Source organism: Acinetobacter sp. 1207_04 (assembly GCF_052850415.1).
Genome location: NZ_VXCQ01000001.1, coordinates 61,878 through 88,316 on the forward strand (window position 1 = coordinate 61,878; position 26,439 = coordinate 88,316).

General features: G+C 35.6%; 26 protein-coding genes and 2 tRNA genes. 17 read left to right on the forward strand and 11 right to left on the reverse strand.

Annotated elements, in window-relative coordinates:
- Window positions 1–15 precede the first annotated feature (15 nt).
- The 3 genes from FW754_RS00245 (at window position 16) to ahpC (ending at window position 2,922) form a co-directional block, all read left to right on the forward strand.
- Complete coding sequence (locus FW754_RS00245; RefSeq protein ID WP_409509818.1) at window positions 16–1,380, forward strand: MFS transporter; 1,365 nt, start codon at window positions 16–18, stop codon at window positions 1,378–1,380.
- A gap of 51 nt (window positions 1,381–1,431) precedes the next feature.
- Window positions 1,432–2,040: a single-stranded DNA-binding protein gene (ssb, locus tag FW754_RS00250; protein WP_446323547.1), complete on the forward strand. Its 609-nt coding sequence runs from the start codon at window positions 1,432–1,434 to the stop codon at window positions 2,038–2,040.
- Window positions 2,041–2,358: 318 nt separating this feature from the next.
- Window positions 2,359–2,922 (forward strand): alkyl hydroperoxide reductase subunit C, encoded by a 564-nt coding sequence (gene ahpC, locus FW754_RS00255; RefSeq protein WP_419345761.1) that lies wholly within the window; start codon window positions 2,359–2,361, stop codon window positions 2,920–2,922.
- Window positions 2,923–3,015: 93 nt separating this feature from the next.
- Here the strand turns inward: ahpC and FW754_RS00260 are convergent, their stop codons facing one another.
- Together FW754_RS00260 and ycaC are read right to left on the reverse strand one after the other, a co-directional pair.
- Complete coding sequence (locus FW754_RS00260) at window positions 3,016–3,939, reverse strand: LysR substrate-binding domain-containing protein (RefSeq protein ID WP_446323548.1); 924 nt, start codon at window positions 3,937–3,939, stop codon at window positions 3,016–3,018.
- Between the two features lie 158 nt (window positions 3,940–4,097).
- Window positions 4,098–4,721: an isochorismate family cysteine hydrolase YcaC gene (gene ycaC / locus FW754_RS00265; RefSeq protein ID WP_446323549.1), complete on the reverse strand. Its 624-nt coding sequence runs from the start codon at window positions 4,719–4,721 to the stop codon at window positions 4,098–4,100.
- A 306-nt stretch (window positions 4,722–5,027) separates the two neighbouring features.
- Here ycaC and FW754_RS00270 point away from each other — a divergent pair, with 306 nt between their 5' ends.
- The 3 genes from FW754_RS00270 (at window position 5,028) to FW754_RS00280 (ending at window position 9,020) form a co-directional block, all read left to right on the forward strand.
- Window positions 5,028–5,903 carry a pirin family protein gene (locus FW754_RS00270; RefSeq protein ID WP_419345764.1) on the forward strand — a complete coding sequence of 292 codons (876 nt, stop codon included), beginning with the start codon at window positions 5,028–5,030 and terminating at the stop codon, window positions 5,901–5,903.
- A 910-nt stretch (window positions 5,904–6,813) separates the two neighbouring features.
- A complete protein-coding gene (locus FW754_RS00275) occupies window positions 6,814–8,115 on the forward strand; it encodes an FAD-dependent oxidoreductase (protein WP_419345765.1) in 1,302 nt (433 codons plus the stop codon).
- Window positions 8,116–8,210: 95 nt separating this feature from the next.
- Window positions 8,211–9,020: an SAM-dependent methyltransferase gene (locus FW754_RS00280; RefSeq protein ID WP_446323550.1), complete on the forward strand. Its 810-nt coding sequence runs from the start codon at window positions 8,211–8,213 to the stop codon at window positions 9,018–9,020.
- A 121-nt stretch (window positions 9,021–9,141) separates the two neighbouring features.
- On the opposite strand, the gene FW754_RS00285 is transcribed toward FW754_RS00280, so the two are convergent.
- The 3 genes from FW754_RS00285 to FW754_RS00295 form a co-directional block, all read right to left on the reverse strand.
- Window positions 9,142–9,217: transfer RNA gene (locus FW754_RS00285), tRNA-Thr, on the reverse strand.
- Between the two features lie 117 nt (window positions 9,218–9,334).
- Complete coding sequence (locus FW754_RS00290) at window positions 9,335–9,850, reverse strand: tetratricopeptide repeat protein (RefSeq protein WP_446323551.1); 516 nt, start codon at window positions 9,848–9,850, stop codon at window positions 9,335–9,337.
- Window positions 9,851–10,368: 518 nt separating this feature from the next.
- A tRNA-Ser gene (locus FW754_RS00295) sits at window positions 10,369–10,459 on the reverse strand.
- Between the two features lie 121 nt (window positions 10,460–10,580).
- Here FW754_RS00295 and FW754_RS00300 point away from each other — a divergent pair.
- From FW754_RS00300 to FW754_RS00310, 3 genes are all read left to right on the forward strand, one after another.
- Complete coding sequence (locus FW754_RS00300; RefSeq protein WP_409509827.1) at window positions 10,581–12,461, forward strand: potassium transporter Kup; 1,881 nt, start codon at window positions 10,581–10,583, stop codon at window positions 12,459–12,461.
- A gap of 323 nt (window positions 12,462–12,784) precedes the next feature.
- Window positions 12,785–13,888, forward strand: a complete 1,104-nt coding sequence (locus FW754_RS00305) for a DNA/RNA non-specific endonuclease (RefSeq protein ID WP_419345767.1) — start codon at window positions 12,785–12,787, stop codon at window positions 13,886–13,888.
- A gap of 137 nt (window positions 13,889–14,025) precedes the next feature.
- Window positions 14,026–14,271 carry a hypothetical protein gene (locus tag FW754_RS00310; protein WP_409509829.1) on the forward strand — a complete coding sequence of 82 codons (246 nt, stop codon included), beginning with the start codon at window positions 14,026–14,028 and terminating at the stop codon, window positions 14,269–14,271.
- 86 nt (window positions 14,272–14,357) lie between these two features.
- Here the strand turns inward: FW754_RS00310 and aqpZ are convergent, their stop codons facing one another.
- Together aqpZ and FW754_RS00320 are read right to left on the reverse strand one after the other, a co-directional pair.
- Window positions 14,358–15,050, reverse strand: a complete 693-nt coding sequence (gene aqpZ / locus FW754_RS00315; protein ID WP_419345768.1) for an aquaporin Z — start codon at window positions 15,048–15,050, stop codon at window positions 14,358–14,360.
- Window positions 15,051–15,149: 99 nt separating this feature from the next.
- Window positions 15,150–16,157 carry an AraC family transcriptional regulator ligand-binding domain-containing protein gene (locus tag FW754_RS00320; RefSeq protein ID WP_446323552.1) on the reverse strand — a complete coding sequence of 336 codons (1,008 nt, stop codon included), beginning with the start codon at window positions 16,155–16,157 and terminating at the stop codon, window positions 15,150–15,152.
- 259 nt (window positions 16,158–16,416) lie between these two features.
- Here FW754_RS00320 and FW754_RS00325 point away from each other — a divergent pair, with 259 nt between their 5' ends.
- A complete protein-coding gene (locus tag FW754_RS00325; protein WP_446323553.1) occupies window positions 16,417–17,064 on the forward strand; it encodes a sterol desaturase family protein in 648 nt (215 codons plus the stop codon).
- A 254-nt stretch (window positions 17,065–17,318) separates the two neighbouring features.
- On the opposite strand, the gene hisF is transcribed toward FW754_RS00325, so the two are convergent.
- Complete coding sequence (gene hisF / locus FW754_RS00330; protein ID WP_446323554.1) at window positions 17,319–18,077, reverse strand: imidazole glycerol phosphate synthase subunit HisF; 759 nt, start codon at window positions 18,075–18,077, stop codon at window positions 17,319–17,321.
- Window positions 18,078–18,190: 113 nt separating this feature from the next.
- Between hisF and FW754_RS00335 the strand changes: the two genes are divergently transcribed.
- From FW754_RS00335 to FW754_RS00350, 4 genes are read left to right on the forward strand one after another with little or no spacing between them, the layout of a single operon-like run.
- Window positions 18,191–19,141, forward strand: a complete 951-nt coding sequence (locus FW754_RS00335; RefSeq protein ID WP_446323555.1) for a homoserine kinase — start codon at window positions 18,191–18,193, stop codon at window positions 19,139–19,141.
- Window positions 19,142–19,184: 43 nt separating this feature from the next.
- On the forward strand, window positions 19,185–19,814 hold the full coding sequence (locus tag FW754_RS00340; protein ID WP_446323556.1) for a DUF1294 domain-containing protein: 630 nt from the start codon (window positions 19,185–19,187) through the stop codon (window positions 19,812–19,814).
- A gap of 30 nt (window positions 19,815–19,844) precedes the next feature.
- Complete coding sequence (locus FW754_RS00345) at window positions 19,845–20,222, forward strand: DUF4870 family protein (protein ID WP_409509835.1); 378 nt, start codon at window positions 19,845–19,847, stop codon at window positions 20,220–20,222.
- A 15-nt stretch (window positions 20,223–20,237) separates the two neighbouring features.
- A complete protein-coding gene (locus FW754_RS00350; RefSeq protein WP_446323557.1) occupies window positions 20,238–20,534 on the forward strand; it encodes an antibiotic biosynthesis monooxygenase family protein in 297 nt (98 codons plus the stop codon).
- Window positions 20,535–20,597: 63 nt separating this feature from the next.
- Here the strand turns inward: FW754_RS00350 and FW754_RS00355 are convergent, their stop codons facing one another.
- The 3 genes from FW754_RS00355 to FW754_RS00365 form a co-directional block, all read right to left on the reverse strand.
- Window positions 20,598–21,506, reverse strand: a complete 909-nt coding sequence (locus tag FW754_RS00355) for a DMT family transporter (protein WP_446323558.1) — start codon at window positions 21,504–21,506, stop codon at window positions 20,598–20,600.
- A 119-nt stretch (window positions 21,507–21,625) separates the two neighbouring features.
- Entirely contained in the window at window positions 21,626–22,357 is a 732-nt protein-coding gene (gene hisA, locus FW754_RS00360; RefSeq protein WP_409509838.1) for a 1-(5-phosphoribosyl)-5-[(5-phosphoribosylamino)methylideneamino]imidazole-4-carboxamide isomerase, read from the reverse strand.
- Window positions 22,358–22,681: 324 nt separating this feature from the next.
- The gene (locus tag FW754_RS00365; RefSeq protein ID WP_446323559.1) at window positions 22,682–23,338 is read right to left on the reverse strand and encodes a hypothetical protein; all 657 of its coding nucleotides are present in this window, start codon (window positions 23,336–23,338) and stop codon (window positions 22,682–22,684) included.
- Window positions 23,339–23,401: 63 nt separating this feature from the next.
- On the opposite strand from FW754_RS00365, the gene FW754_RS00370 reads away from it, so the two are divergent.
- The 3 genes from FW754_RS00370 to FW754_RS00380 are packed head-to-tail and all read left to right on the forward strand — an operon-like array spanning window position 23,402 to window position 26,171.
- Complete coding sequence (locus FW754_RS00370; RefSeq protein ID WP_446323560.1) at window positions 23,402–23,854, forward strand: hypothetical protein; 453 nt, start codon at window positions 23,402–23,404, stop codon at window positions 23,852–23,854.
- On the forward strand, window positions 23,855–25,474 hold the full coding sequence (locus tag FW754_RS00375; RefSeq protein ID WP_446323561.1) for a glycoside hydrolase family 19 protein: 1,620 nt from the start codon (window positions 23,855–23,857) through the stop codon (window positions 25,472–25,474).
- Window positions 25,461–26,171, forward strand: coding sequence for a hypothetical protein (locus FW754_RS00380; protein WP_446323562.1), 711 nt, complete (start codon window positions 25,461–25,463; stop codon window positions 26,169–26,171). The genes FW754_RS00375 and FW754_RS00380 overlap by 14 nt, the downstream gene beginning before the upstream one ends.
- The last annotated feature ends 268 nt before the right edge of the window (window positions 26,172–26,439 follow it).

The window sequence follows — 26,439 nt, forward strand, 5'->3', positions numbered from 1 at the left end:
GAAAAGTTTATAGCTATGATGAATGCCTTAGAACGTCGTTCGACCTTTGCGCTGAGCAGTATTTTTGCTTTACGAATGTTAGGTCTGTTCATGATTATCCCAGTATTTGCAGTGGCGGGGCAGTCATATCAGTATGCAACACCAGCATTGCTTGGATTGGCAGTTGGTGTCTATGGTTTAAGTCAGGCATTGTTACAAATACCTTTTAGTTTACTGGCAGATCGTTTTAGCCGTAAGCCACTGATTATTTTTGGCTTACTGCTGTTTGCACTTGGTGGTGCAGTTGCGGCAATGTCTGAAACGATTTATGGCGTAATCATTGGGCGGGCAATTGCAGGTGCAGGAGCTGTTTCAGCAGTTGTAATGGCACTACTTGCTGATGTCACACGTGAAGAAAACCGTACTAAAGCAATGGCAACCATGGGCATGAGTATAGGTGTGTCTTTTGTGGTGGCATTTAGTCTTGGTCCGTGGCTGACGACTTTGGTCGGAATCTCAGGATTATTCTGGGTGACTACAATCATGGGTTTGCTTGCCATGCTTATGTTATTTATGGTGCCTAAAACCACACGCCATCATCAAAATTTTAAACATGGTTATGTAAAACAGCTTAAACAAGTACTGAAAATGGGTGATTTAAATCGACTACATGTTTCGGTTTTTTCTCTACATTTATTGCTCACAGCAATGTTTATTTATGTTCCATCGCAGTTAATCGGTTATGCAGGAATCCCATTGTCAAAGCATGGTATTGTGTATTTACCGCTATTACTCGTCAGCTTATTTTTCGCATTTCCCAGTATTATTTTGGCTGAAAAATATCGCAAAATGCGTGGAATTTTTCTTGTTGCCATTACAGGAATTATCACAGGTTTACTGATTCTAATTTTTGGTTACGAGTCAAAATATATTCTGCTTACAGGTTTAGGTTTATTCTTTATTGCATTCAATGTGATGGAAGCACTTTTACCTTCATGGATTTCAAAAGTAGCACCTATTGAGTCCAAAGCAACTGCAATGGGCGTTAACGCGAGTGCACAATTCCTTGGTGCATTTTTTGGCGGAACATTAGGCGGGCAATTGTTACTTTTGCACAATACAACCATGGGCTGGAGCATTCTTTCTGCGATTGCCATCATTTGGTTATTTATTAGTTTTGGCTTGGAACAACCCCGTTATTTAAGCTCTGTTGTACTTCGTTTACCTGAAGATAAACAAACCGATGATTGGACTTCTCAATTATTGGCAATTCGTGGTATTGAAGAAGTTGTGGTGATGTCAGAACATCAAGTGGCGTACTTAAAGGTCGATAAACAGCAAATTGACGATGCTGCGCGACAACATTTAACGCACTTGTTGGGTAAAGAGGTAGCCATTTAATCATAACTCTTATAAAGTAAAACATAGATTCGAATAGGAAGATTAGAGCAGATGCGCGGCGTAAATAAAGTTATTTTAGTAGGTACTTTGGGTAAAGATCCTGAAACAAAATCGTTTCCAAATGGTGGTTCATTGACACAGTTTTCGATTGCAACAAGCGAATCGTGGACAGACAAAAGTTCGGGCGAAAGAAAAGAACAAACAGAATGGCACCGTATTGTCTTGAATAATCGTTTAGGTGAAATTGCACAGCAATATTTACGTAAAGGTTCAAAGGTTTATATTGAGGGTTCACTTCGTACACGTCAGTGGACAGATCAGAATGGTCAAGAGCGCTATACGACAGAAATTCGTGGTGACCAAATGCAAATGCTAGACAGCCGTCAGCAAGGTGATCAAGGTCAAAACGCTGATAATGGTGGTTATAATCAACCTCGTTTCAATAATAATCAGCAAGGTGGTTATAACAGCAATAACAACCAAGGCGGTGGTTATGGCAATCAGGGGTCTAACCAAGGTGGTTATAACAATCAGAGCAATCAAGGTGGTTATGGTAATGGCGGAAATTCTGTAAACCAAGGTTTTCAATCACCTAAACCTGCTGCTCCATCTGCGCCTGCGCAAGCACCTACAGATTTAGATGATGATCTTCCGTTCTGAGATCATATATCTAAATAATTTGTTAAATTATTTAAGATTTTATTGTTTTAAATTTATTTAAAATTAAAAACTTAAATAGAAAAATAGCTTCTTTTATTTTGTAAATAAGAGAAGCTATTTTTTTAACTAAAGAAAATGCTAAGTTAAAAGTGCATATATAATTTATTTTGTTGAGGTATTTTTAATGATGTCTATGAAAGTCTAAATCTAAAAAAACGATTATTTTTATAAAATACTACTGTTTTACCTATTTTGTGTTTTTACGTATTCTGATTTCACCAAATAAGCATTTTCTGAAATGAATTGAAGGAATACCAAATGAGTTTAATGAATACTGAAGTTAAGGCATTTAACGCAACAGCATATAAAAATGGTGAATTTATTGAAGTATCTGAAAAAGATATGTTTGGTAAATGGTCAGTTGTATTTTTCTATCCAGCTGATTTTACCTTTGTATGTCCAACAGAATTGGGTGATTTAGCAGACAACTATGCAGAATTTCAAAGTATGGGTGTAGAAATTTATTCAGTATCTACAGACACACACTTTACGCATAAAGCTTGGCACGATTCTTCTGATGAAATTAAGAAAATTCAATATACGATGGTAGGTGATCCAACGTGGACTTTAGCTAAAAACTTTGATGTTTTAATTGAAGCCGATGGTATGGCGGATCGTGGTACGTTTGTAATTGATCCTGAAGGTAAAATTCAAATTGTAGAAATCAATGCAGGTGGTATTGGTCGTGATGCATCAGAGTTATTGCGTAAAGTGAAAGCAGCACAATATGTCTATGCACATCCAGGTGAAGTTTGTCCTGCAAAATGGAAAGAAGGTGATGCAACACTTGCACCGTCAATTGATTTAGTTGGAAAAATATAAATTTTTGATTAAATATATATTTTTAAAAAAACCGAGCAGAATATGCTCGGTTTTTACTTTAATTTAAATACATTCAATAATTTAAAATTACATTTACATCAAGTAGCCATCATTTTCAGGTGCATAAGCTCGTAAACCTTCAATTAAATGTTCAATTAGTTTTTCCATAACAGGGCGTTGACCTTTACGAGAAGCGTAAACCAATTGAACAGTGCCTATATTTGAACACCAATCGGGGAATAAATGAATCAGTCGACCTGCGAGAATATCTTTTTTTACCGTCAAATAAGGCAAATCGGCAATGCCTAAACCATCAAGTACAGCATAGTAGGTACCTGCTAAATCATTACTTTTAATTCGCGGTTGTAGCGGAATATCAATTTCATCTGTATGTGTTAGATTATGTAAATGCCAGTGATACTGTTGTTTGTGCGTACCTAAAACAATACTTGGAAATGCACTGAGTTCAGTAATATGTTTTAGCGTTTTACCTTGTAATAACTCAGGGCTTGCCACTAAACAATGGGTAGTTTTAATGACATCACGAACAATAATACTAGAATCTTCATTGGATGAAAAATTGGTACGAATCGCAAGATCAATATCATCGCGTAAAATATCGATACGGCGGCTCGTTAGTTCAAGCTCGACATTTATTTTTGGATGATTTTTTAAAAAGTCATTGAGTAAGGGACGAACTTGATACTCCATCATTACTGCAGGACAGCTAATTTTGATTAAACCTTGCGGATCAATTTTTTGTTTTAGCAATACGCTTTGTGCAACTTCAACTTGTTCAATAATTTTATTACACTCTTCATAAAATTCTTGTCCAAGTGTTGTCACTTTAAAATGTCTTGTAGAGCGTTGAATCAATGTAATATTAAATTTTGCTTCTAAATCTAAAATGCGACGACTTAATTTGGATTTTGTAATATTACTTGCTTCACTCGCAGCACTGAAACCGCCATGTTTGACGACAAGGTAAAAATAATAATAGTCATCAAAAGAATGCATTGATTCACCCGAAACGTTCAGTCAGAGTAAAAATTATATCATTGATGTGAAAATCAGTAGAATTTAGATATTTAAAAATAAAATTGTTTAAAATAATAACAAAAAAGCGATACAAAAATCGCTTTTTTGTTATTCAGTAGAACTGAATACTTTACTGATTATTTTGTTGTATTTTTTACGTAGCTTTGGATTAAGTTACTATAGTCAGGGATATGCGCACCAAATAATGCACCTAAACCTTCGATGTCATTACGCCAGTCACGGTGTAATTCACAAGAAGCACCGAACCAGGTCATCAACTGAGCACCAGCTTGCGACATACGGTCTAATGCAGAATCACGAGTTAATTGGTTGAACGTACCAGAAGCATCCGTTACAACAAACACATCAAAATCTTCAGCAAGTGCAGAAAGAGCTGGGAAAGCAACACAAACTTCAGTTACAACACCAGCAATGATCAACTGTTTTTTCCCCGTTGCTTTAACTGCTTTTACGAAGTCTTCGTTATCCCAAGCATTGATTTGACCAGGACGAGCGATATAAGGTGCATCTGGGAACATTGCTTTAAGTTCAGGAACTAAAGGACCATTTGGACCATCTTCAAAACTTGTTGTTAAAATTGTTGGAAGATTAAAATATTTCGCCGCAGCAGCAAGTGCTAAAACGTTGTTTTTGAATTTATCAGGATCAATATCACGAACGAGTGAAAGTAAACCAGTTTGATGATCTACTAAAAGAACCACTGCATTATCTTTGTCTAAACGTACGTATGGCTTGCCCATTTTTATTTTCCTTAAATATGCGTCAGGATTATCAAAAAATTTAAAATCCGAAATCAATTTCGAATTTACAACACTTTACTGGTGGATTTTTAGTTCGTTAAGTGTGTCTTGTGAGAAAGATAATCCTAAATATAAGACATTATGGATAGTATACTGATTTTTATAAGAAAGAATTTATGTACTTAATATAGCTTCATAATATTCCTATATTTGAGATGAAGAATATTGGTAGCACTATGTTGTGATGATGATAAACGCAATAACATATAACCAAGTTAAATAATTGATCAAATTGGAGCCAAAAAAATGAGAAAAGTAATTGGTGTGTATCGTAATCAAAATATGCATTGGGTTGGCGATGGCTTTCCAGTAAAAAATCTATTCAGCTATGATCGTTTAGGTCAAGCTGTGAGTCCATTTTTATTACTTGATTATGCTGCACCATATCAATTTCAGCCAACAACTGCACAACATGGAGTAGGTTCACATCCACACCGTGGTTTTGAAACTGTGACGATTGCTTATAAAGGTGAAGTTGAGCATAAAGATTCGAGTGGTGGTGGTGGTATCATTAAAACTGGCGATGTACAGTGGATGACAGCAGGTGCAGGCGTTGTACATGAAGAATTTCATTCAAAAGAATTTGCTAAAAAAGGTGGTTTATTTGAAATGGTTCAATTGTGGGTAAATCTGCCTGCAAAAGATAAAATGACACCAGCGCGTTATCAGGCTATTGATAATTCTGATATTCCAGTTGTAAATTTTGCTGATGATGCGGGTCAGATTCGTGTGATTGCGGGAACATTCCATGATGTGAAAGGACCAGCGTCAACATTTAGCTCAATCAATGTATGGGATGGTCAGTTGAAAGCAGAGAAATCTGAACATATTCATGTGCCTATGAGTCACACAGTACTTGTTGTTATACTTGAAGGTGAAATGTTAATTAATGGTACGCAAAAAGTTCAAGATAGTTCAATTGTATTGTTTGAACAAAATGATGATCCAGCGATATTATTGGAAGCAATACAAGATACGAAATTCCTTGTTCTAACAGGTGAGCCACTTAATGAACCTATTCAAGGTTATGGGCCATTTGTCATGAATACCAAAGAAGAAATTGTTGAAGCTTTTAACGATTTTAACAATGGTAAATTTGGTACGATTCCAGTTCAGTCTTAAGCGATTGATACATAAATTGTTTTATACAATATTATCAATAAAAAACGGATCCACAGATCCGCTTTTTATCTATAAAGTATGCTGAAAATTATGCGTAGCTATTCGAAAAAAATTATCTAAAGGCTTATAATAAAAAGGATCTCTAGTCCACACACTAGAGATCCTTTTTGCGCTGTAGTTTCTATTTTATTATTTGCAACTATTATTATTGTTTATTGTTATTATTTGCACACATAGTAATGTTTACATTAATTAGTGTGACATAGTTGTCATTTTGTTGGGTGCATATTAGTGTGTTTCTTCAGCGTTGTAAAGCAAAAGATAATTATTTGTGCATTGATTTATATATGTTTTTTGAAGAGCTCTTTCTTTTTTTGTAAATTTGTATAAAAAATAGACATTAATTTTAATAATCGGTCAAATTTTCATAGATGTACATAGATATGCGTTGAATTTTTGAAAAAGTAAAAATTTTACATAATAAAAAAGGATCTCTAGTGTTTGGACTAGAGATCCTTTTTGCGCTGTAGTTTCTCTTTTACTTATTATTTTGGTCGTATTTTAATTTTTAAATTACATCATCGTATTGTTATTTATTTTGTAATACGTGATATGTTTCACTTTATTGGCTAGCATAATAATGAAGTTAAAAATATTTGTAAATAGTATTTTAAATAAAAAGTAAATTTAATATATTGATTTATATGTTTTAATTTACATAATTTAATTTATTAATTAAAATCGCTCATTTCCTGATGTCGTTAGAGTCACAATGTGAATCTTGAGTAAATCAAATAGTGATATGCAAGGATTGAACAATCAAAAATCTTAAAAACTGGAACTTTTTAATAGCTCTTATTGGATAAGCATCAGTCATAATAAAAAAAATGGTTAATTCTGGATAATAACGTTGAAGATTGCAGTCATCGGTAGTGGCATGGCAGGGCTTGCGACCGCAAGAATTTTGCAAGATGCTGGGCATAATATAACAATTTTTGAAGCATTGTCAGGTAGAGGCATGGACAGTCATAGCCTTGCTTTTGAAGGTGGAATCATTGATGCACCTTTGCGTGTCATGAATCCGCATCTTTGGCAAAATACACTGAGCTTTGCAACGCATTTAGGTATTAAATCCTTCCCTGTACGTACATTTATGACATGCAGTTGGCTATTTGATGACAAAATTGAAACGTGGCTGACCACGAGCCGAACGCGTATTGGTAACTTTCCCATTATTAACAATAAAAAAGGAATTAAGCAGTACGGTTGGCGTTTGGTGAAGGGGATGTTACAACTCAAAACAGCTATTCATCAATTTTTTAAATCTAAAAATCAAGATATTACGCTCGCTGAGTTTATCAATCATAATCAAATTGAAGAAGTCTTTTGGCATGGTGCGGTGATGCCTGTGCTCTATACCATTTGTACTTGTGATCCCAAAACTATTGGTGAATGGCCAGCAAAGCCACTCTTGGTTTTTCTTCGACAGTTGACTGATGGTGATGCATTGCTTCGTTTACATGGCGGAACTGCTGCATTTGTTGATAAGTTGATTGAAGGTATTGATATTCACAGCGATTCTCGAATCACGTTAGTAGAGCAACGTGGTGAGTATGTGCATGTTGAAAATGCACAAGGTGAGCAGTTTGAGTTTGATCGTGTGGTGGTAGCAACACCAACCAATAAGATTGAAAGTTTTCTTAATAATGAACAGTTTGCTGATGATATTGCTTTGCTGAAACAGTTTAAGTTTGAGCAAGGTGAATTGGTCATGCATACCGATGTAACCGTGATGCCGCCAAAACGTAAAGAGTGGGCTGTATTGAGTTATATGATGGATCGTAACTTTACCCGTCAGCAATTTACAGTATGGTTAAATGCAATTGAACCGACTTTGGTTGGAAAATCTCCAGTATTCCAAACATGGCGTCCAGTTACGGCAATTGATCCGAAAAAGATCATTTCTTCAGTGACATTAACACGTGCTGTAGTTGACTCTGTGACAGTTGAACTCAATCATCAATTACAACAACGTCATCAGGCAACAGACCGTAAAGTATTCTACTGTGGTTCGTGGTCATGCGATGGTTTACCAATTTTAGAATCAGCAGTGACTTCTGCGATGCATATAGCGGAAATTTTTGATGCCCCAATCCCTTTTAAAGGTTTAAAGCCAAAAGTGGAAGTTGCCCCTGAACTTGGCTATGCATAATCGCCATTTTCTATATGGTATGTATGATTCAAAAATGGGTGTTAATGATAGACTGTGCTGAGAAAATGAAGTCAAAATAGGCATTTGAGTGATCTATGCGTAAATTCCTTTGGAAAGTCTTCCCTCAGCATAAGTACGCCATCAATGCCCAAATGTTGGGGGATGATGCAATACTTGCTTGGAGTAATCTTGGCTATTGGTCAGACACTCAAGCGAGCTATATACAAGCTGCACAAGCTTTGGCGGATCATCTTGCTCATGCGCTACACTTAAGTCCACACGATCATCTACTCGATTTAGGCTGTGGACAAGGTGCAAGCCTCAAACATTGGATAGAACATTATCATCCTACACGAATAGAAGCGGTTGAACTCCAATCTGCATGCGTTGAATTGATTCAACTACATCTTCCAGATATTCACATCCATCGTTATTCTTTTTTAGATTTAGCACAATTGTATCCAATCAAGCCATTTAGCGTGATCATCTCTATAGATGCCGCATATCATTGTAATTTAGATCAATTACTTCTTTCGATATCGAAGGTACTGGCTGAAAATGGTCGTGTCGGGTTCCATACACTGATGCTGACCGATAAATGGCAACAACTCACAAATTTTCAACGTCTACCTTATCAAACAATGTTGAAATCTGCCGATGTGAATGTACAAGATTTATTATTCAGGCAAGGAATTGAGCAAGCACTCAAAGATCAGAAATTTAAAAATATTCAAATTGAAGACTTATCTCAGTCTGTTTTGGCAGGTTTTGCACATTATATTGATCAGCGAAAACTTAAAACACACAATTTAGATGCATTTAAAATAAAAATGACAGCAAAGCTATGTCAGAAACTGTTTGATGATGGGTTTGTTCGTTATGTACAAATTACAGCAGAAAAATAGGGAGGAAAGAGCTCTAAATTTTTAAAGTCTTGTGAATCATATAATTTTAAAAAATGAATACTTTATCAAAAGCGAATGCCTAGAAACAACAAAGCCTCACTTTAAAAGCGAGGCTAAGATGTGGTGCCGACACACGGATTCGAACTGTGGACCTACTGATTACAAGTCAGTTGCTCTACCAACTGAGCTATGTCGGCGTTGTGTCGTGAATTCTACAGAAAAAAAATGAGAATGCAAGCCAAAAAATATACAAACATTCCACTGAGGATAAAAAAGTTAAAATTAAAGGCTATATTGCTGTTTTATTAATCTTATTAATTCAAATTAGCTTGTGCCATAAGATTACCTTGGTTCGCTGATTTCCTGAACCATTGTGCTGCAAGCACTTGATCTTGTTGTATACCAGTACCTGTACGGTAAGCACTCGCAACTTTGTATTGTGCTTTCGCATGACCGAGTTCAGCAGCTTTTAAATACCATTGGAATGCTTCTTTATCATTCGGAGTCACTGAAATACCACGTTCTGATATTACTGCCAAATGATAAGAGGCGTGTACGTTGTTTTGTTGTGCTGAAGCTTTTAACCAAGTAATTGCTTGCTTACTGTCAGCTTTTACATCATCGCCATTTAAATACATCATGCCAAGATTATATTGTGCTTGAGCATCGCCTTTTTGTGCTGCTGCAAGGTTCCATGCAAATGAATGACAAGTACTCTGCTCAGTTTGTATTGGATTCTTTATTGGTTCTTGAGCAAAGCTTGAGTTTGAGAACACGCTTGCATTTGCAATAACTAAAGCACCAAAAATAAGCAATTGTAAATTTTTCATCTTTTTCTTCTTAATGTGATTTTGTTTGCATTATTATTAACAAAGATCGATTTTGTTGTAAATATAAATTTTGCTTTTTATTTAATTTATTTTAATTGTTGAGTTAAGAGTATGTTTTTTAGTATTAAATTATTTTTAAATATTATTAAGTTTATTTAAATATTTTTTATTTTAATTAATGATAATTTAAGTATTTATTTTACATCATACGTTGTGTTTATATTTAGCTTATTTTCACTTTACTAAAAGTACATATTATTAAATAAAGTGAAGTAAAATTTAAAAAAATCCAATCGTGATTAAAAAGTATTCTTTATTTTGAAATTCAAGTTTTAATCTCTTGTCTGTCTTAGATTAATCGACGCTATATGGGAATCAGTATTATAAGAGAGAAATTTATACTCTCAGATATAGCAAGATTGTAATAGACTACATGTAATTGCCTAGACAACAAAAAGGCCTGAACCCTTTAGATTCAAGCCTTTTGTTACTGCTTTGGAATGCAGTTTCTTGCAATTTGGCGGTGAGAGAGGGATTCGAACCCTCGAAACGCTATAAACGTTTACACACTTTCCAGGCGTGCTCCTTCAGCCACTCGGACACCTCACCAAGGCGACGGATAATAACGAAAAAACTCAGTTATGCCAAGTTGAAACAATTGATTTAAGCAAATTATTTTACTCAGTGATATTATTCGCCAAAACAGCGTTTATTCAACGAAGAATTATCTATGCAAAGTACTGCTAAAAAAGCTGCATTGCCTGCCATTACACTCGCTGCGCTTGGTGTGGTGTTTGGAGATATCGGAACTAGTCCATTGTACGCCCTGCGACAATGCTTTATTTCTGCCCATATTGCGATTAATGAGAGTACCGTACTCGGTATTCTATCGTTAATTTTCTGGTGCATGATGCTCACCATTAGCTTCAAATACATCACTGTCATTATGAAAGCCGATAACAATGGCGAGGGCGGGATTATGTCTTTATTGGCATTGAATCTTCGCTCCACGCGAATTGCGGATAATAAAAAAATCTTTCTGATCGCGCTTGGTTTTATAGGCGCTTCACTATTTTTTGGTGATGGTATTATTACCCCTGCGATTTCTGTTATGTCTGCTATTGAAGGGCTGAGTATTGCCACACCAATTTTTAATCAATGGCTGATGCCAATTGCAATTGGTATTTTGACAGGACTGTTTCTTGTACAACGACATGGTACAGGAACGATGGGAAAATTTTTTGGTCCAGTAACACTTGCATGGTTTGTTGCAATTGGCGTGATTGGGCTAAATAGTATTTTTCAGACGCCTTATGTTTTGGCAATGATTAGTCCGCATTGGGCAATTAGCTTTATTTATCATCAACCTTTTGTTGCATTTATTGCGATGGGTGCAGTGATTTTGACCATGACAGGTGGCGAAGCACTCTATGCCGATATGGGCCATTTTGGACGTATACCGATTAAGTTAGCATGGTTCACTGTCGTTCTACCTGCATTATTACTGAACTATGCAGGACAGGGTGCATTGCTCTTACGTGATCCCGCAGCCATTGAAAACCCATTTTATCTTTTGATTCCTGAATGGGCTTTATACCCAATGATTGGCTTGGCGACAGCCGCTGCTGTTATTGCATCACAAGCGGTAATTACGGGTGTATTTTCCATGGCAAATCAGGCGATTCAATTGCGCTATTTGCCTCGTTTAACTGTGCAACATACATCTGATGTTGAACAAGGACAGATTTATCTGCCCTTTATCAATTGGGTGTTATATATCTCAATTTTATTGCTGATATTAATCTTTCAAAATAGTGCAAATTTGGCGAGTGCCTATGGTGTTGCGGTTACTATGACCATGCTCTGTGACACCATTTTGATTGCTATTCTAGCCTATGGTTTTTGGCGTTGGCCAAAATGGAAAGTGGCACTATTTGCAATTCCATTTTTGTTGATTGATTTGGTTTTTATTGCATCAACATCATTAAAAATCATATCTGGTGGATGGGTGCCAATTCTGATTGGTGTAATTGCATTCTGTATTTTAATGACATGGAAAGATGGCCGTGAGATTGTATTTAACCGCTTATCCAAAGATTCCTTATCACTTGAACTATTTATTAAAAGCGTCAGTTTAAGTTCTGAAACGATCTTTGTACCAGGTGATGCAATTTTTCTTACAGGCAACCCAAATATTGTGCCACATGCGATGTTGCATAATATTAAGCACAATAAAGTTTTGCATGAACGCAATATGATGGTCACGGTCATTACCCGAGATGTCCCTTATGTGACTAATCAGGAACGAATTCGTGTAGAAGTTTTAGATGATCGATTCCAACGCATCTATGTTTATTATGGATTTAAAGATCAGCCGAATATTCCAGATGCTTTAGAATTGGCATATCAACAGTTAAACATTCGATTTGATATGATGCGAATCAGCTTCTTTATTTCTCGTGATCGCCTGATTCATACGGTAGGTGATGGTATGGCGCCTTGGCGTGAAAAGTTATTTATTTCAATGCAACGAAATACAAGCCCTGTCAGTGATTTCTATCAAATTCCACCAAACCGAGTGGTGGAAATGGGAAGTCAAATCGAAATTTAAAAATATGATTTAAACATATAGATGATAAAGCCAAGTTCGCTTGGCTTTTTTGTGTCTACAAAAATAGGATAAATATTTAAAGTTGAAGTATATAGTGGTTTTTCACATGAAATAATGCATTAAAACGACAATTAATGTCGTCTGGAAGTCTAATAATAAAATGAACTATGCCATAATTTATAAATCTTTATTTGTATTGAAACATCCTATAACTCGGGGAATAAGTAGAAAATGAATAATATTTATTCATTTGAATATTCAGGTGAAAATTTTCTATAAATCACTTTCCTTTTACGATTTTTAATTCAGGATTAGTTGTTAGAATGGCGCGTAAGAAAAGTCGCAAAACATCAGTAATTTCAGGAAGGAATTGGTTGAATAATTCATTGGTTAAAATGGTATTGGGTGTGATTGCAACAGGAAGTTTTGCCTTTGCATTTGGACAAGAAAAAATTGCACAATATATTCCTTTTACAGCATCTGGCAGTTCAGAATGTTTGAAACAATTTTATCGTGAAGAACCGCCATTTTTAGCCAAAGAAAGTTTACAAAAAAATACCTATCCACTGTGTTTTAATGGCTTTAATGTCATGTATTCAGGCATGTCAAAAACACCATTGTGGACTGCTGAGCATTTATCACCACAGCGCTTAAGTCAAAAAATTAAACGTGAAGATAGCTTTCACGAAGAAACACGTGTGAGTGAAAAACATCGTGCATTATTATCCGATTATCGAGCTTCAGGTTATGACCGGGGGCACATGTCGCCAAATGCAGATATGCCTGATAAAGCCTCACAGTATGATAGCTTTTCGTTGGCAAATATGGTGCCGCAAGCGCCAAAAAATAATCAGCAAGTGTGGCGTGAATTAGAAGAAGCAACACGTGCTATTGTCACCAAGCAAAAGCAAGATGTATATGTGATTACGGGACCTGTATTTGCTGCAAAGAAACTCAAAACCATTGGCAATGGGGTCATTGTTCCAACCGCAGTTTTTAAGGCAGTTTATATTCCGAAAGATGGTGTGATTGGGGCATATTACGCACCGAATGATAATTCACTACAAGTTAAAATAGTCAGTATTTGCCAACTTGAAGAACAGTTAGGCATGAACCTCTTTCCACAATTGACGGAAGAGCAGAAGCGCAATACGTATAATCTGCCATTTAAAGCAACACAGGTGAAAGCGGGACAGAAAATTGCTTATTCCCATTGGGATGCAAATAGTCAGTGTGCTGAAAATGTTTCCGCAGAGCAGCTAACTGCGCTTAAGAAGCAATTTAAGTCAGGACAGTCGAATACATCGAGTTCAACGACTACACCAACAGAATTGCCAAAAGTAGATCAGCAAACGCAAGATGCTTTGGTTCAACAGTTAAAAGATGCTTTATTGCAGTTTATTTTACAGCTTTTAAATAAACAGTAAGCATATGGTTAGATTAAATAAAATGACGTCTGACCATATGTAATTTCTTGGGATAGCAAGCTGAATAAGTTTGAATATTCTAAAAAAACTGACATATACTCAAAGCATAATGATGAAAATAGCTGAGAATAATTTAAATGTTTAAACCTTTTGAAAATGGTACAGAATCACATAGCATTCATGATCTCACTTTAGAAAATGATGTAGATGTGGTTAATCTTTCAGGTAATTTACAGATCACGAAAGATCAGCAAGGGTTAGAGGCTGCAAAGGTATTGCAAGACTATATAAATACTATTGTCAGTGTTTTAGAAGCTCAAATAAATTTGCCAGAAACAATTGATCGACCTGATCTAGGTGAAGTTGAAAATCCATTTTTATAATGCATGATCCTATATATTCGAACATAAAAAGTCCGCATTAGATGCGGACTTTTTATCGTTAACGCTATGAGATGTAACGTAGCATTTTATTTATCTTGACCATTTGCCAAAACTTTATAAATCACTGCACCAATGATCGCACCGATAATTGGTGCAACCCAGAATAACCACAATTGGCTAAGTGCTGCTGTTTCAGCGAAGAAAGCGACAGCAGTACTACGAGCAGGGTTAACAGAAGTGTTTGTTACAGGAATACTGATTAAGTGAATTAAGGTTAAACCTAGACCAATGGCAATTGGTGCAAAGCCCGCAGGTGCACGTTTGTCTGTAGAACCCATGATGATGATGAGGAATACGGCAGTCAGTACAATTTCAATTATTAATGCTGACATCATTGAGTATTTACCCGGAGATAAGTCGCCAAAACCGTTTGTTGCAAAGCCACCTGTACCTGTGAAGTCAGCTTGACCTTGTACAATCAGATAGAGAACGAATGCAGCTAAAGTACCGCCAATGACTTGTGAAATGATGTAAGGCAAAAGATCTTTTACATCAAAACGACCGCCAACCATTAAGCCGATACTCACAGCAGGATTGAAGTGACCACCTGAAATGTGTCCTAGAGCATAAGCGCCTGTTAAAACAGTCAGACCGAAAGCAAGTGCAACACCTGCAAAGCCAATTCCAAGCTCAGGGAACGCGGCGGCAAGCACAGCACTACCACAACCACCAAAGACAAGCCAAAATGTTCCAATGAATTCAGCAAGATATTTATTCATATTGTTTCCTATTTTTAGATATTTGATATTTATTTTAATCAGGCTTTTTGAAGCACTTTGAAGGTATTTTAATCAATTTTGTTTAAAAATCTATGACAATTATGCATTGATTTGATCTTGTTGCCTCCATTGTAAAGGCGTAACCCCTGTCCATAATTTAAATGCACGTTGAAATGCGCTTTGCTCGGAATAGCTCAGGAGTAGTGCAATCTCTTGTAGGCTTAGATGTGGATCGCTTAAATATTGTGTAGCGAGTAGCTTGCGAATATCTTGTACTCGGTGTTGATAAGTGGTGTTTTGTTGTTGTAAATGGCGTTGTAACTGGCGAATGGACATATTAAGTTGTTTTGCAACATCTTCAATTTGATAATTATTTTTCTGTAAACCTCTGAGAATAAATTGCTGTAAACGCTCATCTAACTGTGTGCTATTTGGTAGTTTTTCTAATAAAGATGTCGCTTGTTGCATCAAAAGTTTTTGTAAAGTTTGATCGGCATGTTTAATTTCAGTGTTTAAAATATATGGATCAAAAAGCAATTCTGCATAAGGTTGTGAGAATTTGACCTTACAACGGAAGTATTTTTTATAAAAGCTAATATCTTTTGGCGCAGTTTGACAAAAGTGCACTTCATGTAAAAAAATGTCGTCTAGTGACAAAAAATGTCGTAAAAATTGCACCATCAATGCCATCGCAATTTCATCGGTGACTTGTGTAGTCAGATGTTCAGGCAATTTTCCCCAACGGATTGAAATATATTCATTACATCTATTGAGTTGTAGTGGACTGCCATCATAAATCAAGCGATGAAAGTCATGATAACGTGCCAAAGCCTCACCGAGGGTTTCACTCGATTGTGCAATATAAGCAATAATACCCAAGTGTTTAGGTTGAACATGTTCCGCAATTTCTAATCCGAGAGCAGGGCTTTTAATGTCATGACTCATTTGCTTGAGTATGTCCCGCCAAAGTGCAAAATCAAAACGCTCTAAATTTTGAACCTGTTGTAATTGTTCGGAAATGTCTAGTTTTCGGGTCTGACAAAATGCATAAAGCAAGTGCCCCAAACCACCATAGACTGAGCCGGCATAATCCTTTATCCGTTGCATCTTTATGGCCTTTCTTGTTGTAGTGAGAATAAGTTGTCGTATTAAGTCAATATCGCTTGACTATAGAGAATTTAAACATGATTTCCAAGCCTTTCAGCAGGTGTTGTAGGGTTCTAACCCTCATTTTAAATGAGTTTGAGATTATCTTTTAGAATATTTGAATCAATTTGTCGTAATTTGTCAACGAAACGGTTTTTTAGGGTCAAGATTCATCAAATTAGCAGGGGTATATTGAGTGATATAAAGAGGAGAGCTGATAATGATTAAAGGTTTTATTGCCGGTATTGTAATTGCCAATGGCTTTGAGTGGTTTGCACATAAATATATTTTGCATGGTACGCATCGTACAGGAAAGCCACGTTTTAGCCCTGTGCCACATAGTATGAAGTCACATTGGGAACATCATCGTGAAGTGAGAAAGCAAAGTTTTTTTGATGATGGTTATGTCGAAGGTTTATCAAATTGGCGTACAAAAAATGAAGTGATATCTTTAGCTGTTGTGGTTGCAGCATTTGGTACAGCATTTTTACCTGTTTCAAAAGGTATGGCACTTTCAACCATCTATTGTGCCTGCAATTATTATTATATTCATCGTCGTTCACATTTAGAACCTGATTGGGCGAAAAAGACGATTCCATGGCACTATGATCATCATATGAACTCAAATCAAGATGCCAACTGGTGTGTGACCAAGCCTTGGTTTGATTATATTATGGGAACACGTGTGGTGTCTTCAATAGATTTAAAAGAGCAAAATCCATTGGGAATAACCTTACCAAAACCTGTAGCAAAATGGTTGTCAAAAACAGTGGAACAGTATTTTCCTGTAAAAATGTTGGCGGCTGAAAACATCAAAATGCTTGAAACTGAAGTTCAAGCGGATAATCGTGTCGATGCCTTATCTTAAAGTTTAAAAATCACAAACTGTCGTGTATTGTCATAAAAATAGGCGTAATTGGTCAATATCTAGGTATATGGCTGATATATATTGGATTTGCGAGTAAAAGTGAATGTTTATTTTTTTAAAGATTTGAAAGCGTATTTCTTATCTTTTCTCAGTTAATAGGGAGTCTTAGGGCTCCTTTTTTTTATCTTTATTTTAGCTGTTTTGAGTGTAAAAAAGAGTGTAATTTTTACACTCTATGGTCTGCATTTTTTAAATTATAGACGCATCTCAATACCTTGATCAGCAAGATATTGTTTCGCTTCAGGAATGGTATATTGACCGAAGTGGAAAATAGACGCAGCTAAAACGGCATCTGCACCACCATGTAAAATACCATCGGCTAAATGTTGTAAATTACCTACACCACCTGATGCAATTGTTGGAATAGTCACTCGATCATTGATTTGACGCATTAGCGCAAGGTCGTAGCCAGCTTTAGTCCCATCGGCATCCATTGAGGTTACGAGTAATTCGCCTGCGCCATATTCAGCCATTTTCACAGCCCATTCAATTGCATCAATCCCTGTTTCTTTACGACCGCCATGGGTGAATATTTCCCATTTGTTGTCACCAGTTTTTTTCGCATCAATCGCAACGACAATACATTGTGCGCCAAAGCGTTGTGATGCTTCTTGTACAAATTCAGGATTATAAATTGCTGCAGAGTTGATGCTGACTTTGTCTGCACCTGCATTGAGTAATAAACGGATATCTTCAACTTTACGTACACCACCACCGACAGTGAGTGGAACAAAAACACTTTCAGCCATACGCTCTACAGTGCGATACGTCGTATCACGACCATTTGAGGTAGCGGTAATGTCTAAAAAGGTAATTTCATCTGCGCCTTGTTCATTGTAGCGACGTGCAACTTCAACAGGATCGCCTGCATCACGAATATCAAGAAATTGAACGCCTTTCACCACACGACCGTTATCTACGTCTAGGCAAGGAATAATACGTTTAGCGAGCATAATTTTTTCCAAAAATAACAGTCGATTATGAAACTAAGCTACATAGGTGCTACACCTTGGTAACTCAAGAGGGTATTCTATCAAACTTATGTAAGTTTTTTCGCAGGTTTTATATGTCGGTTTATACCACTTTGAGTTTAAAGGAAGTTCAGGACTTCGCAGCACCTTATGGACTGGAGGTGAATGATCTGATTCCGATTCAGGGCGGTATTCAAAACACCAACTATTTTATTGTGTGTGCAGATGTAAAACAGTATGTTTTGACTTTATTTGAAAACCTTGATGAACAGGGCGCAGGTGAGTTGGTTCCTGTACTTGAACATCTTGGGCAGCAAGGTTTGGCTGTCCCTGTACCATTAAGTCATAGTGGTAAAGCGATTCATGAATTAAAGCAAAAACCTGCACAAATTGCACCTCGGATGTTGGGTGATCATCCGATGCCTGCATCACTTGAGCAAACACAAGCGATAGCAATTGCTCAAGCTAAAATGCATGTAGCATTACAAAACTTTCCTTTGGTTCGTGCTGAGGCGCGTGATCATGCGTATTGGTACAATGTTGCACGTCAGATTAAGCCTACACTAGATGATTCCGATAAGACTATTTTGAATAATTTATTGGGTTTATATGAAGTTTTGACAGTGATGTATCCTGATCGACCGAAAGGTTTAATCCATTCAGATTTATTCCGTGACAATACTTTGTTTGAGGGGGAGGAACTGACAGGTATTTTAGATTTTTATGAAATGAATCAAGATGAATTGTTGTTTGATATTGCGATTACGCTCAATGATTTCTGTACTGAATATCCTGATGTGACGTTGAATGAAGATAAAGCACAAGCATTTCTTGAAGCTTATGAAACGATTCGTCCTTTAACTTCAGATGAAAAATCGTGTTTAGAGTTGTATTTGGCAATGGCTGCAGGGCGTTTTTGGATGATGCGTTTGCAAGTGGCTCAAATTAATCAAGCTGAAGGTCGTACTGGCGATGATATTTTGCAGAAAAATCCGAAAGAAATGCGTAATATGCTGATTGAACGATTAAAATTCGTCACAGCTTAATGGTTTTTCACCTAGTTTTAGGTCTATGAATAAAGAGGTTTAAATGCGCGATCAAGGACGTTTAGTAGAATGGTTTGATGATAAAGGTTACGGCTTTATTCAACCCAATGATGCAAGCAAAGATCGTGTATTTTTACATATTAAAGACTTTGCACAGCGCGGTCCTCGTCCAATCGAGGGTTGTGCTTTGGAATATGTGGTTCAGCTTGATGGTCATGGGCGCTATCAAGCCAAGCAAGTGACGTATTTAAAAGCTTCGCAAACAAAGAAAAAATCTGCACAGTCTAAAAGTAATTATGCTGAGGCACAGAAACAAAAATTACAACCTATGCAAATTGCGGCAGTAATTTATATTATTGCTTTGGCAGGATTGAGTTTTGCTGGTTTATTGCCAAGTCTAGTTTTACTCTTTGTTTTTATTATCAATGCAATGACGTATTGGTTTTATGCTCAAGATAAAGAAGCGGCTCAGCAAGGTGAGCGCCGTGTACCTGAAAATACATTACATATCTTATCCTTTTTGGGTGGTTGGCCATCTGCGTGGTTAGCACAACAACGTTTACGACATAAAACGCAAAAACAACCGTTTCGCAATATTTACTTTTGTACAATTTTTCTAAATCTATTATTAATAGTATGGTTGGTTTCACCTTTAAACACCTTCAAAATTTAATCTTTTGGAAATGCGATTGGAGATAAAGATATGGATTCAAATAACAGTAAGTCATTAACTTTTATTCTTTATATTTTATATATGATTGCAATTTTTTCGGCAGGGATTTTGGCTGTCATCGCATTGATAATTAACTACGTTAAATTGGATTCAGTCCGAGGTACGATTTATGAAAGCCATTTTAAATGGCAAATTCGTACCTTTTGGTGGTATTTGATTTGGAATATCTTAGCCTTTGTACCTTTTTTCTTTTTGTTCATGACATTAGATAATCCAAATGCATTTGCGGGTGTTGCATTTGCTGGCACTACTTTTTGTGTAGCGGTCATTTTTATTTCTTGGATTTGGATTGTTTACCGAGCTGTACGTGGATTAATTGTGTTAAATGAAGATAAACCTGTTCCTTAACGAGATTCATATTTCATGATTATTGAGCATGTACATTTACACGTAAGTGTGGGGCAATCTGCTGCGTTTGAACAGGCATTTAATATTGCCAAAGAAATTATTCAGCAAGCCGCAGGTTTCCAACAGTTACAGCTCATGCAACATCATACGAATATAGAGCATTATATTTTACAGGTACATTGGGATAAGCTTGAGCATCATACAGAAGGCTTTAGAAAGTCTGAGGCATATTTAGAATGGAAAATATTGCTTCATCATTTTTATGATCCAATGCCGGATGTTGAATATTTTAAGCCATGTGATTTTTTATAAAAAGTGCTCATAAAGACATCTGCCATAAATTTTCAAGTGAGATCATAAGCCATTTTGAAAACATTATGGCTTTATCTCTTTTTCCATTTTTTGTAAAAATTTTGGCTTCCACTCACTGACCATCACACCAAGTACCACGAGTAAACCACCAAATAAAGCAATTATCGGTAAACGCTCACCTGCGATTCGCCCAAAGATTGCTGCCCACACAGGTTCGCCTGCATAAATGATGGCAGCTTGTGAAGGATCGACTACGCGTTGTGCCCAATTCATTGCCAGTTGAATGCCTGCACTCGCACAGCCAAGCCCAATGAGAACCATTAATAATCGCCAATCAAACATGGGTAATTGTGTTTCACCAATGCAAGGTGCAAGTAAAAAACAAAATAATGATGCAAAGACTAGTTGTAATACGGTCACTCGGCGGACATTCACTGAACCAGCAAAATGACCGATCAATATAATCTCAAAGGCAATCGCAATTGAGCCAAGTAGTGTCAAAATTTGCCCATCATTCAGTTGAATAGAGCCAAAACCATTTCCTGTTAAAAATACTAAGCCAATAAAAGCCAAACCTGCGCCGAGCCATGTCATTAGATGGGTTTTAGTTTTAAAAATGATCCAAACAAAAATAGGTACTAGTGGTACATAAAGCGCAGTTAGAAATGCAGACTCACTACTACTGATGGTTTGTAGCCCAACGGTTTGCGTACCATAGCCAATTGCAATGACAGCACCAATACACGCACCTGCAACAATTTCTTTTAAATTGAAGCCTTTTAAATTTCGCCATGAAATGATACTCACGGGAATGGCAGCCGCTGCAAAACGTAAAGCGACAAATAAAATAGGGCTGCTAAAGTTCAGACCATATTGCACCGTTAGGAAACTACCACCCCAAATAATGGTAATAAAAATTAGAACCAATTGAGGTGCTTTGGATTGCATCCAAGGGCTTAAAAATATAGACATGGGAGCTAAAATGAATCTTTCGGTAAAATGATAAGGCTAGATAACAATGAAAATAGAACATTATCACAAAGAAAAAAGAGGTCATATCGACCTCTTTTTGGGTTTAAATACGGAGTGACTTAAAGCGACTGCGTATCTAAAAGTAATTGTGCTTCACGTAAGTTCAAAGTGTTTTCGTAAATCGCACGGCCAGTAATCGCACCTAAAATACCTGGTTGACCTTTTAAGTTGCGAACGTCATCTAGGTTAGTTACGCCACCTGAAGCAATCACAGGTAAACCAGAATATTGAGCAAGATGAACGGTTTGTTCAACGTTTACACCTTGCATCATGCCATCACGGGCAATGTCGGTATACACAATGCTTGATACGCCTGCATCTGCAAAACGTTTCGCAAGATCAGTCGCTTTAACATCTGTAACATTCGCCCAACCATCAGTTGCAACCATGCCATTAATAGCATCAATACCGACAATGATATGACCTGCAAATTTCTTACATGCTTCTTCTACAAATTCAGGGTCTTGAACTGCTTTTGTACCAATGATGACAAAAGACACACCTGCATCTAAGTAGTGTTCAATGGTTTCGAATGAACGAATACCGCCACCAATTTGAATAGGTAGTTCAGGCTGTGCTTTACAGATCGCTTCAACCACAGGCTTATGAATAGGCGTACCTGCGAAAGCACCATTTAAATCAACAAGATGTAGACGGCGTGCACCTTCATTGACCCAATGCTGTGCAGTGGCTACAGGATCATCAGAAAATACAGTATCGTCTTCCATACGACCTTGTTTTAAACGAACACATTTGCCATCTTTCAGGTCAATTGCAGGGATGATCAGCATGCTTTCGCTCCTTGCCTAATTTCATAAGGAATTTATTGGCGCTAATCTTAGCAAAGTATTGATCAATTTCTAAGTGCTAGTCATGGATTTTATTGCCAAGAAAGCCCAATTTTCCTAATGATGAAGCCAATTTTTCTATCATTGTGGCTAAATTGAGCCTCTAGCGTGTAATTCTTGATAGAATAAAAGCGCAGCATAGGCATCAGCATATTCTATTTGTTGTTGGGTTATATAAGAGAATTAATATGCTAATCTTAAATGAAACCACCTGATAGCAATACTTTCAAAGGTTCTAAAAGCATTTAAAATAATTAATCGTTTATTTCAAATAAAGTTTCTATTATTTTCAATGTATTGATAAAAATAGTGATCTTTAGTTTGAAAAAATATATCAAAGCTACTGCTCATCCAAGAATCAATATGACTTTGTTTTTCATATATTTTTGCAATGGCTGAAATATAATAATCAATCCAGTCTTCGACTCGAGTGAATGAAGATCGGGGGCGAGGATTGGCATATAAAGTTTTTAAATGTTCTGTAATGCTTTGAATATTTTGATTGAATAGCCAAATGATTAAGTCATTTTCTTTAAATTCACTGGTTTGATACAAACCAGACTCTTCATTTAATTCTACTGCAAAAAGTTTTGCTCCATTTTCACTATAACTGGAGTACAAAATTTTAGATAATTGAATTTGTTCATGCTGTCCAACTTCCATCTCTCTAATTTGTCTTGAAATATTCAAGCATGCAGGGAGCTTTTCAAGGTCAGATTCAGCATTATTGATAAAGAGGCGAATGGCTTTATCAATGACATAGTGTTCACCTGTACCAGTGATAATTCCACTATGCCATGCATATAGTTTTGAATCTTCATATTCTTGATATTCATCTAATTTTTTATCTTTTAAAAGAAGATGCTTGTTGTCGATTGCTATAACAATACTATCTTGAAGTTGAATGGCAACAATAAAAGTCATATTTATAATATTATTAAGTTATACTAAAGCAATTCTATCTATATAATTACAAATGGCATAGTCATGGCTGGTGGTTCACAAATTATTATTTCCTCTGATGGTATAATTATAAAAACACCTGGGGAGTTTAAAGTTTTTGCAGGACAGCACGTTTTTGAAGGTGGAGCACATGTTCCTATTCCTAAGGTCAGTTTGCCTATGTCTGAAACACCATATAGTAATAAAATTGATTACAATTGGGATGATAATCTTGGTAATGAAAAGGAAATTTTTGTTTTAGATCAAAATAAAAATAGTTTAATAACATCAAAAGTAGATCAATTAGATGATGAAAAAAATTTAAGCTCCTTACGTTTTTATACATCTGATTCAACAGAATTCACAGCTTTAGGCTTTAATTCTTCGCATGTTTCTTTAAAACAAAATCGCTTGGATGGTGAAAATAAAGATGAATTATTAGAAGAGGCTCTGCTTGAGTCTGATAATGAAGAGGTATATACAGGGGATGATTTTTAAATGTCTGAATTAAATATAATTACAGCAAAATTTTTTGATAGCTCTGGAAAGTATGTAATCAATCTAAATGTAAAATCTAGATATGCAGGTTCAACTACAGAAAATTTAAAAAAAACAGATAGCAATGGCTTTTTTATATTTCAAGCTTCTCCGAATAAAACAATAGAAATCTTAGCTAAACCTCCTAACCAACAGAACTATACTGTATTTAAATCAATAAGTTCATCAATAATTTCATCTGAAAATAATCCTATCATTATAAAATTGCCTAAAACAATTGATGAATATAATAAAACAGGTAGTGGTAGTCCTACTCCCAATAAAGGAATAGTTAGCACCTTGTTTAAAATTGTAGATAGTAATGGAAAGGTAATGGTTAATTATCCAATTCAATCAAGACCTAAAGGAAAAGGAAGCTCCCCTGATAAATATACTAATAATCAAGGTATTGTTGAGGTTTTATCCTCTGCAAATAGAGATTTTGAAATTTTAACACTCACTTCTAAAGATCAGTTTGAGCTTAAATTTTTTGGAAATTCAGGAGCTGGAACTAAGCAACCTATATTAATTAAATTAAATGAACCATATGATAGTTTTAAGGGTTTTACGCTAATAAAAGTACTAGATAAATCGGGGCAACATTACGCTGTTAAAGATGTAGATGTTGAAATGATTTTTGATAATGGACAAAAGAAGAATTTAAAAGTTAAAAATGGGCAATTAAAATTAACTAATTGGGTTGGTCAAAAAGTTAAGTTGACTATTTTTAAACCTGATGGAAAGCCTTTAGATTCAGTCGAGTTCATGGTTAGAAGAGTAAAGGAAGAGTTTATTGATTTACAGTTAGATGTAGATGTTCTAAATGGAAAAACAGCAAAAAATGATCCTAATATTCCTCAGCGTATAGAGGATAGCTCTGTTGGTGAAATTATTTCATTAAATTTTTTTAAAGAAGTATATGGAACAAAAAAATTATTTTGGCGTAAAGAGATGAATGGGAAATCGACTCAACATACATCTCCTGAACAATTTTTATCTGCTCTCAATAAAGGATTACTAAAGTATAAAATGACAGAAAAACTGATGCTTTGTCATTTTCTTGCTCAGATTTATCATGAGTGTGATCACTTTAATACATTGGTTGAATATACAACGGGCGCAAGGATGGAGATTGCAAATTTTCCAGCGTCTGTATGTAATATTCCAAAAAGTGCATCATGTAGAAGGCGTGAACAAATCATAAACGAAGGAAATACATCAGTAGGTGATGGAGCAAGATATAAAGGACGTGGTCTGATTCAATTGACTTGGAAAAGTGCTTATATTAAATATAAACAATATTCTGGACTTGATGTAGTAAGCAATCCAGATCTATTGTGTAGTGATCTTTTTCATGCCGTGGAAAGTTCAGTATGGGCTTTTAACGAGTTCAAAAACGCAGATAGTTTGATTCGCAATAGTTATGGTGATTTAACAAAAACGTATACTGATTCACAACATTTGGCTGTTGTTTATAAAGTAAGTAAAAAAATAAATGGCGGTATTAATGGCATGGCAGAAAGAAAAAGCTTGTTTTTAAAGATATTGAGAGAGGTTGAAAAGAGAAATGGTTTTAAATAATAAGTATTTATTTTTATTTTTGACAATTTATTCAACATTTTCTTTTGCTAGTGATGGGTTGTTGAAAGAAAATAATAGAATTTTTTTTAAACAGGGGAATACTAAAATTTTTCTATTTACTGATAATAATTACTGCTTTGATAAAGATGCTTTTTCAGTTGAAAAATTAACAAATGATAATAAAAAATATTTATTTGTAAATCATACAGATGATTGTAACCCTAGTGGTAAATATGAAATATTTGATATATCTGAAAATAAAGCTAAAAAATTCTATTTAAGTCCACTATATGACCCAGAAGTCGATAGTACTAAAAAGCAAATTATTGAAAGATTTAAAGATGGACCTGTCAGTTATACACGCACATATGTTTTAAAAAACAGTAAGTACTACGTATTTGAGGAATTAAAAACATTAGCTAGTGATCTTAATTTAAGTACAGTTTATTTGGATAAGACACCTACATTTTATTTAAAAAATGATTCAAATCAAGTAATAAAAAATTTAGAAATAAGTTCAGCGAAGGCATATTTTTTCGATGAAAATTTAAAACAAACGAAACCTTATATTGTCCGTGGGGATAAAGTGAAAGTTGATAATTTAATTAAAAAAAATAATCTGATTTATATGAAAGTTGAATTTAAGGGTAAAAATAAAATAACAAAAGGATATATAAAATTATCTGATGTTTTATAGCGCTTAAAGCTCCGAAAAATAATACTTGCGTAATGAATACTTTAGCTCGATGCTTTGAAAATTGGCTTTAGCCATTTTTCAAAGTCGGGCAACTTTGCGACTGCTGTATTTATTTGGTCGCGACCAAGAGCAGGGCAAAGTACCGCCTCAAATTATTTAGGGTCAATCATATAGTGATCCATATTTTCCCAATACCCATTTTTTAGTCAAAACTTTGACGCAGGTTTGTCTGTCATACTTTGATATATCAAGGCTGTATTGTTTGAGG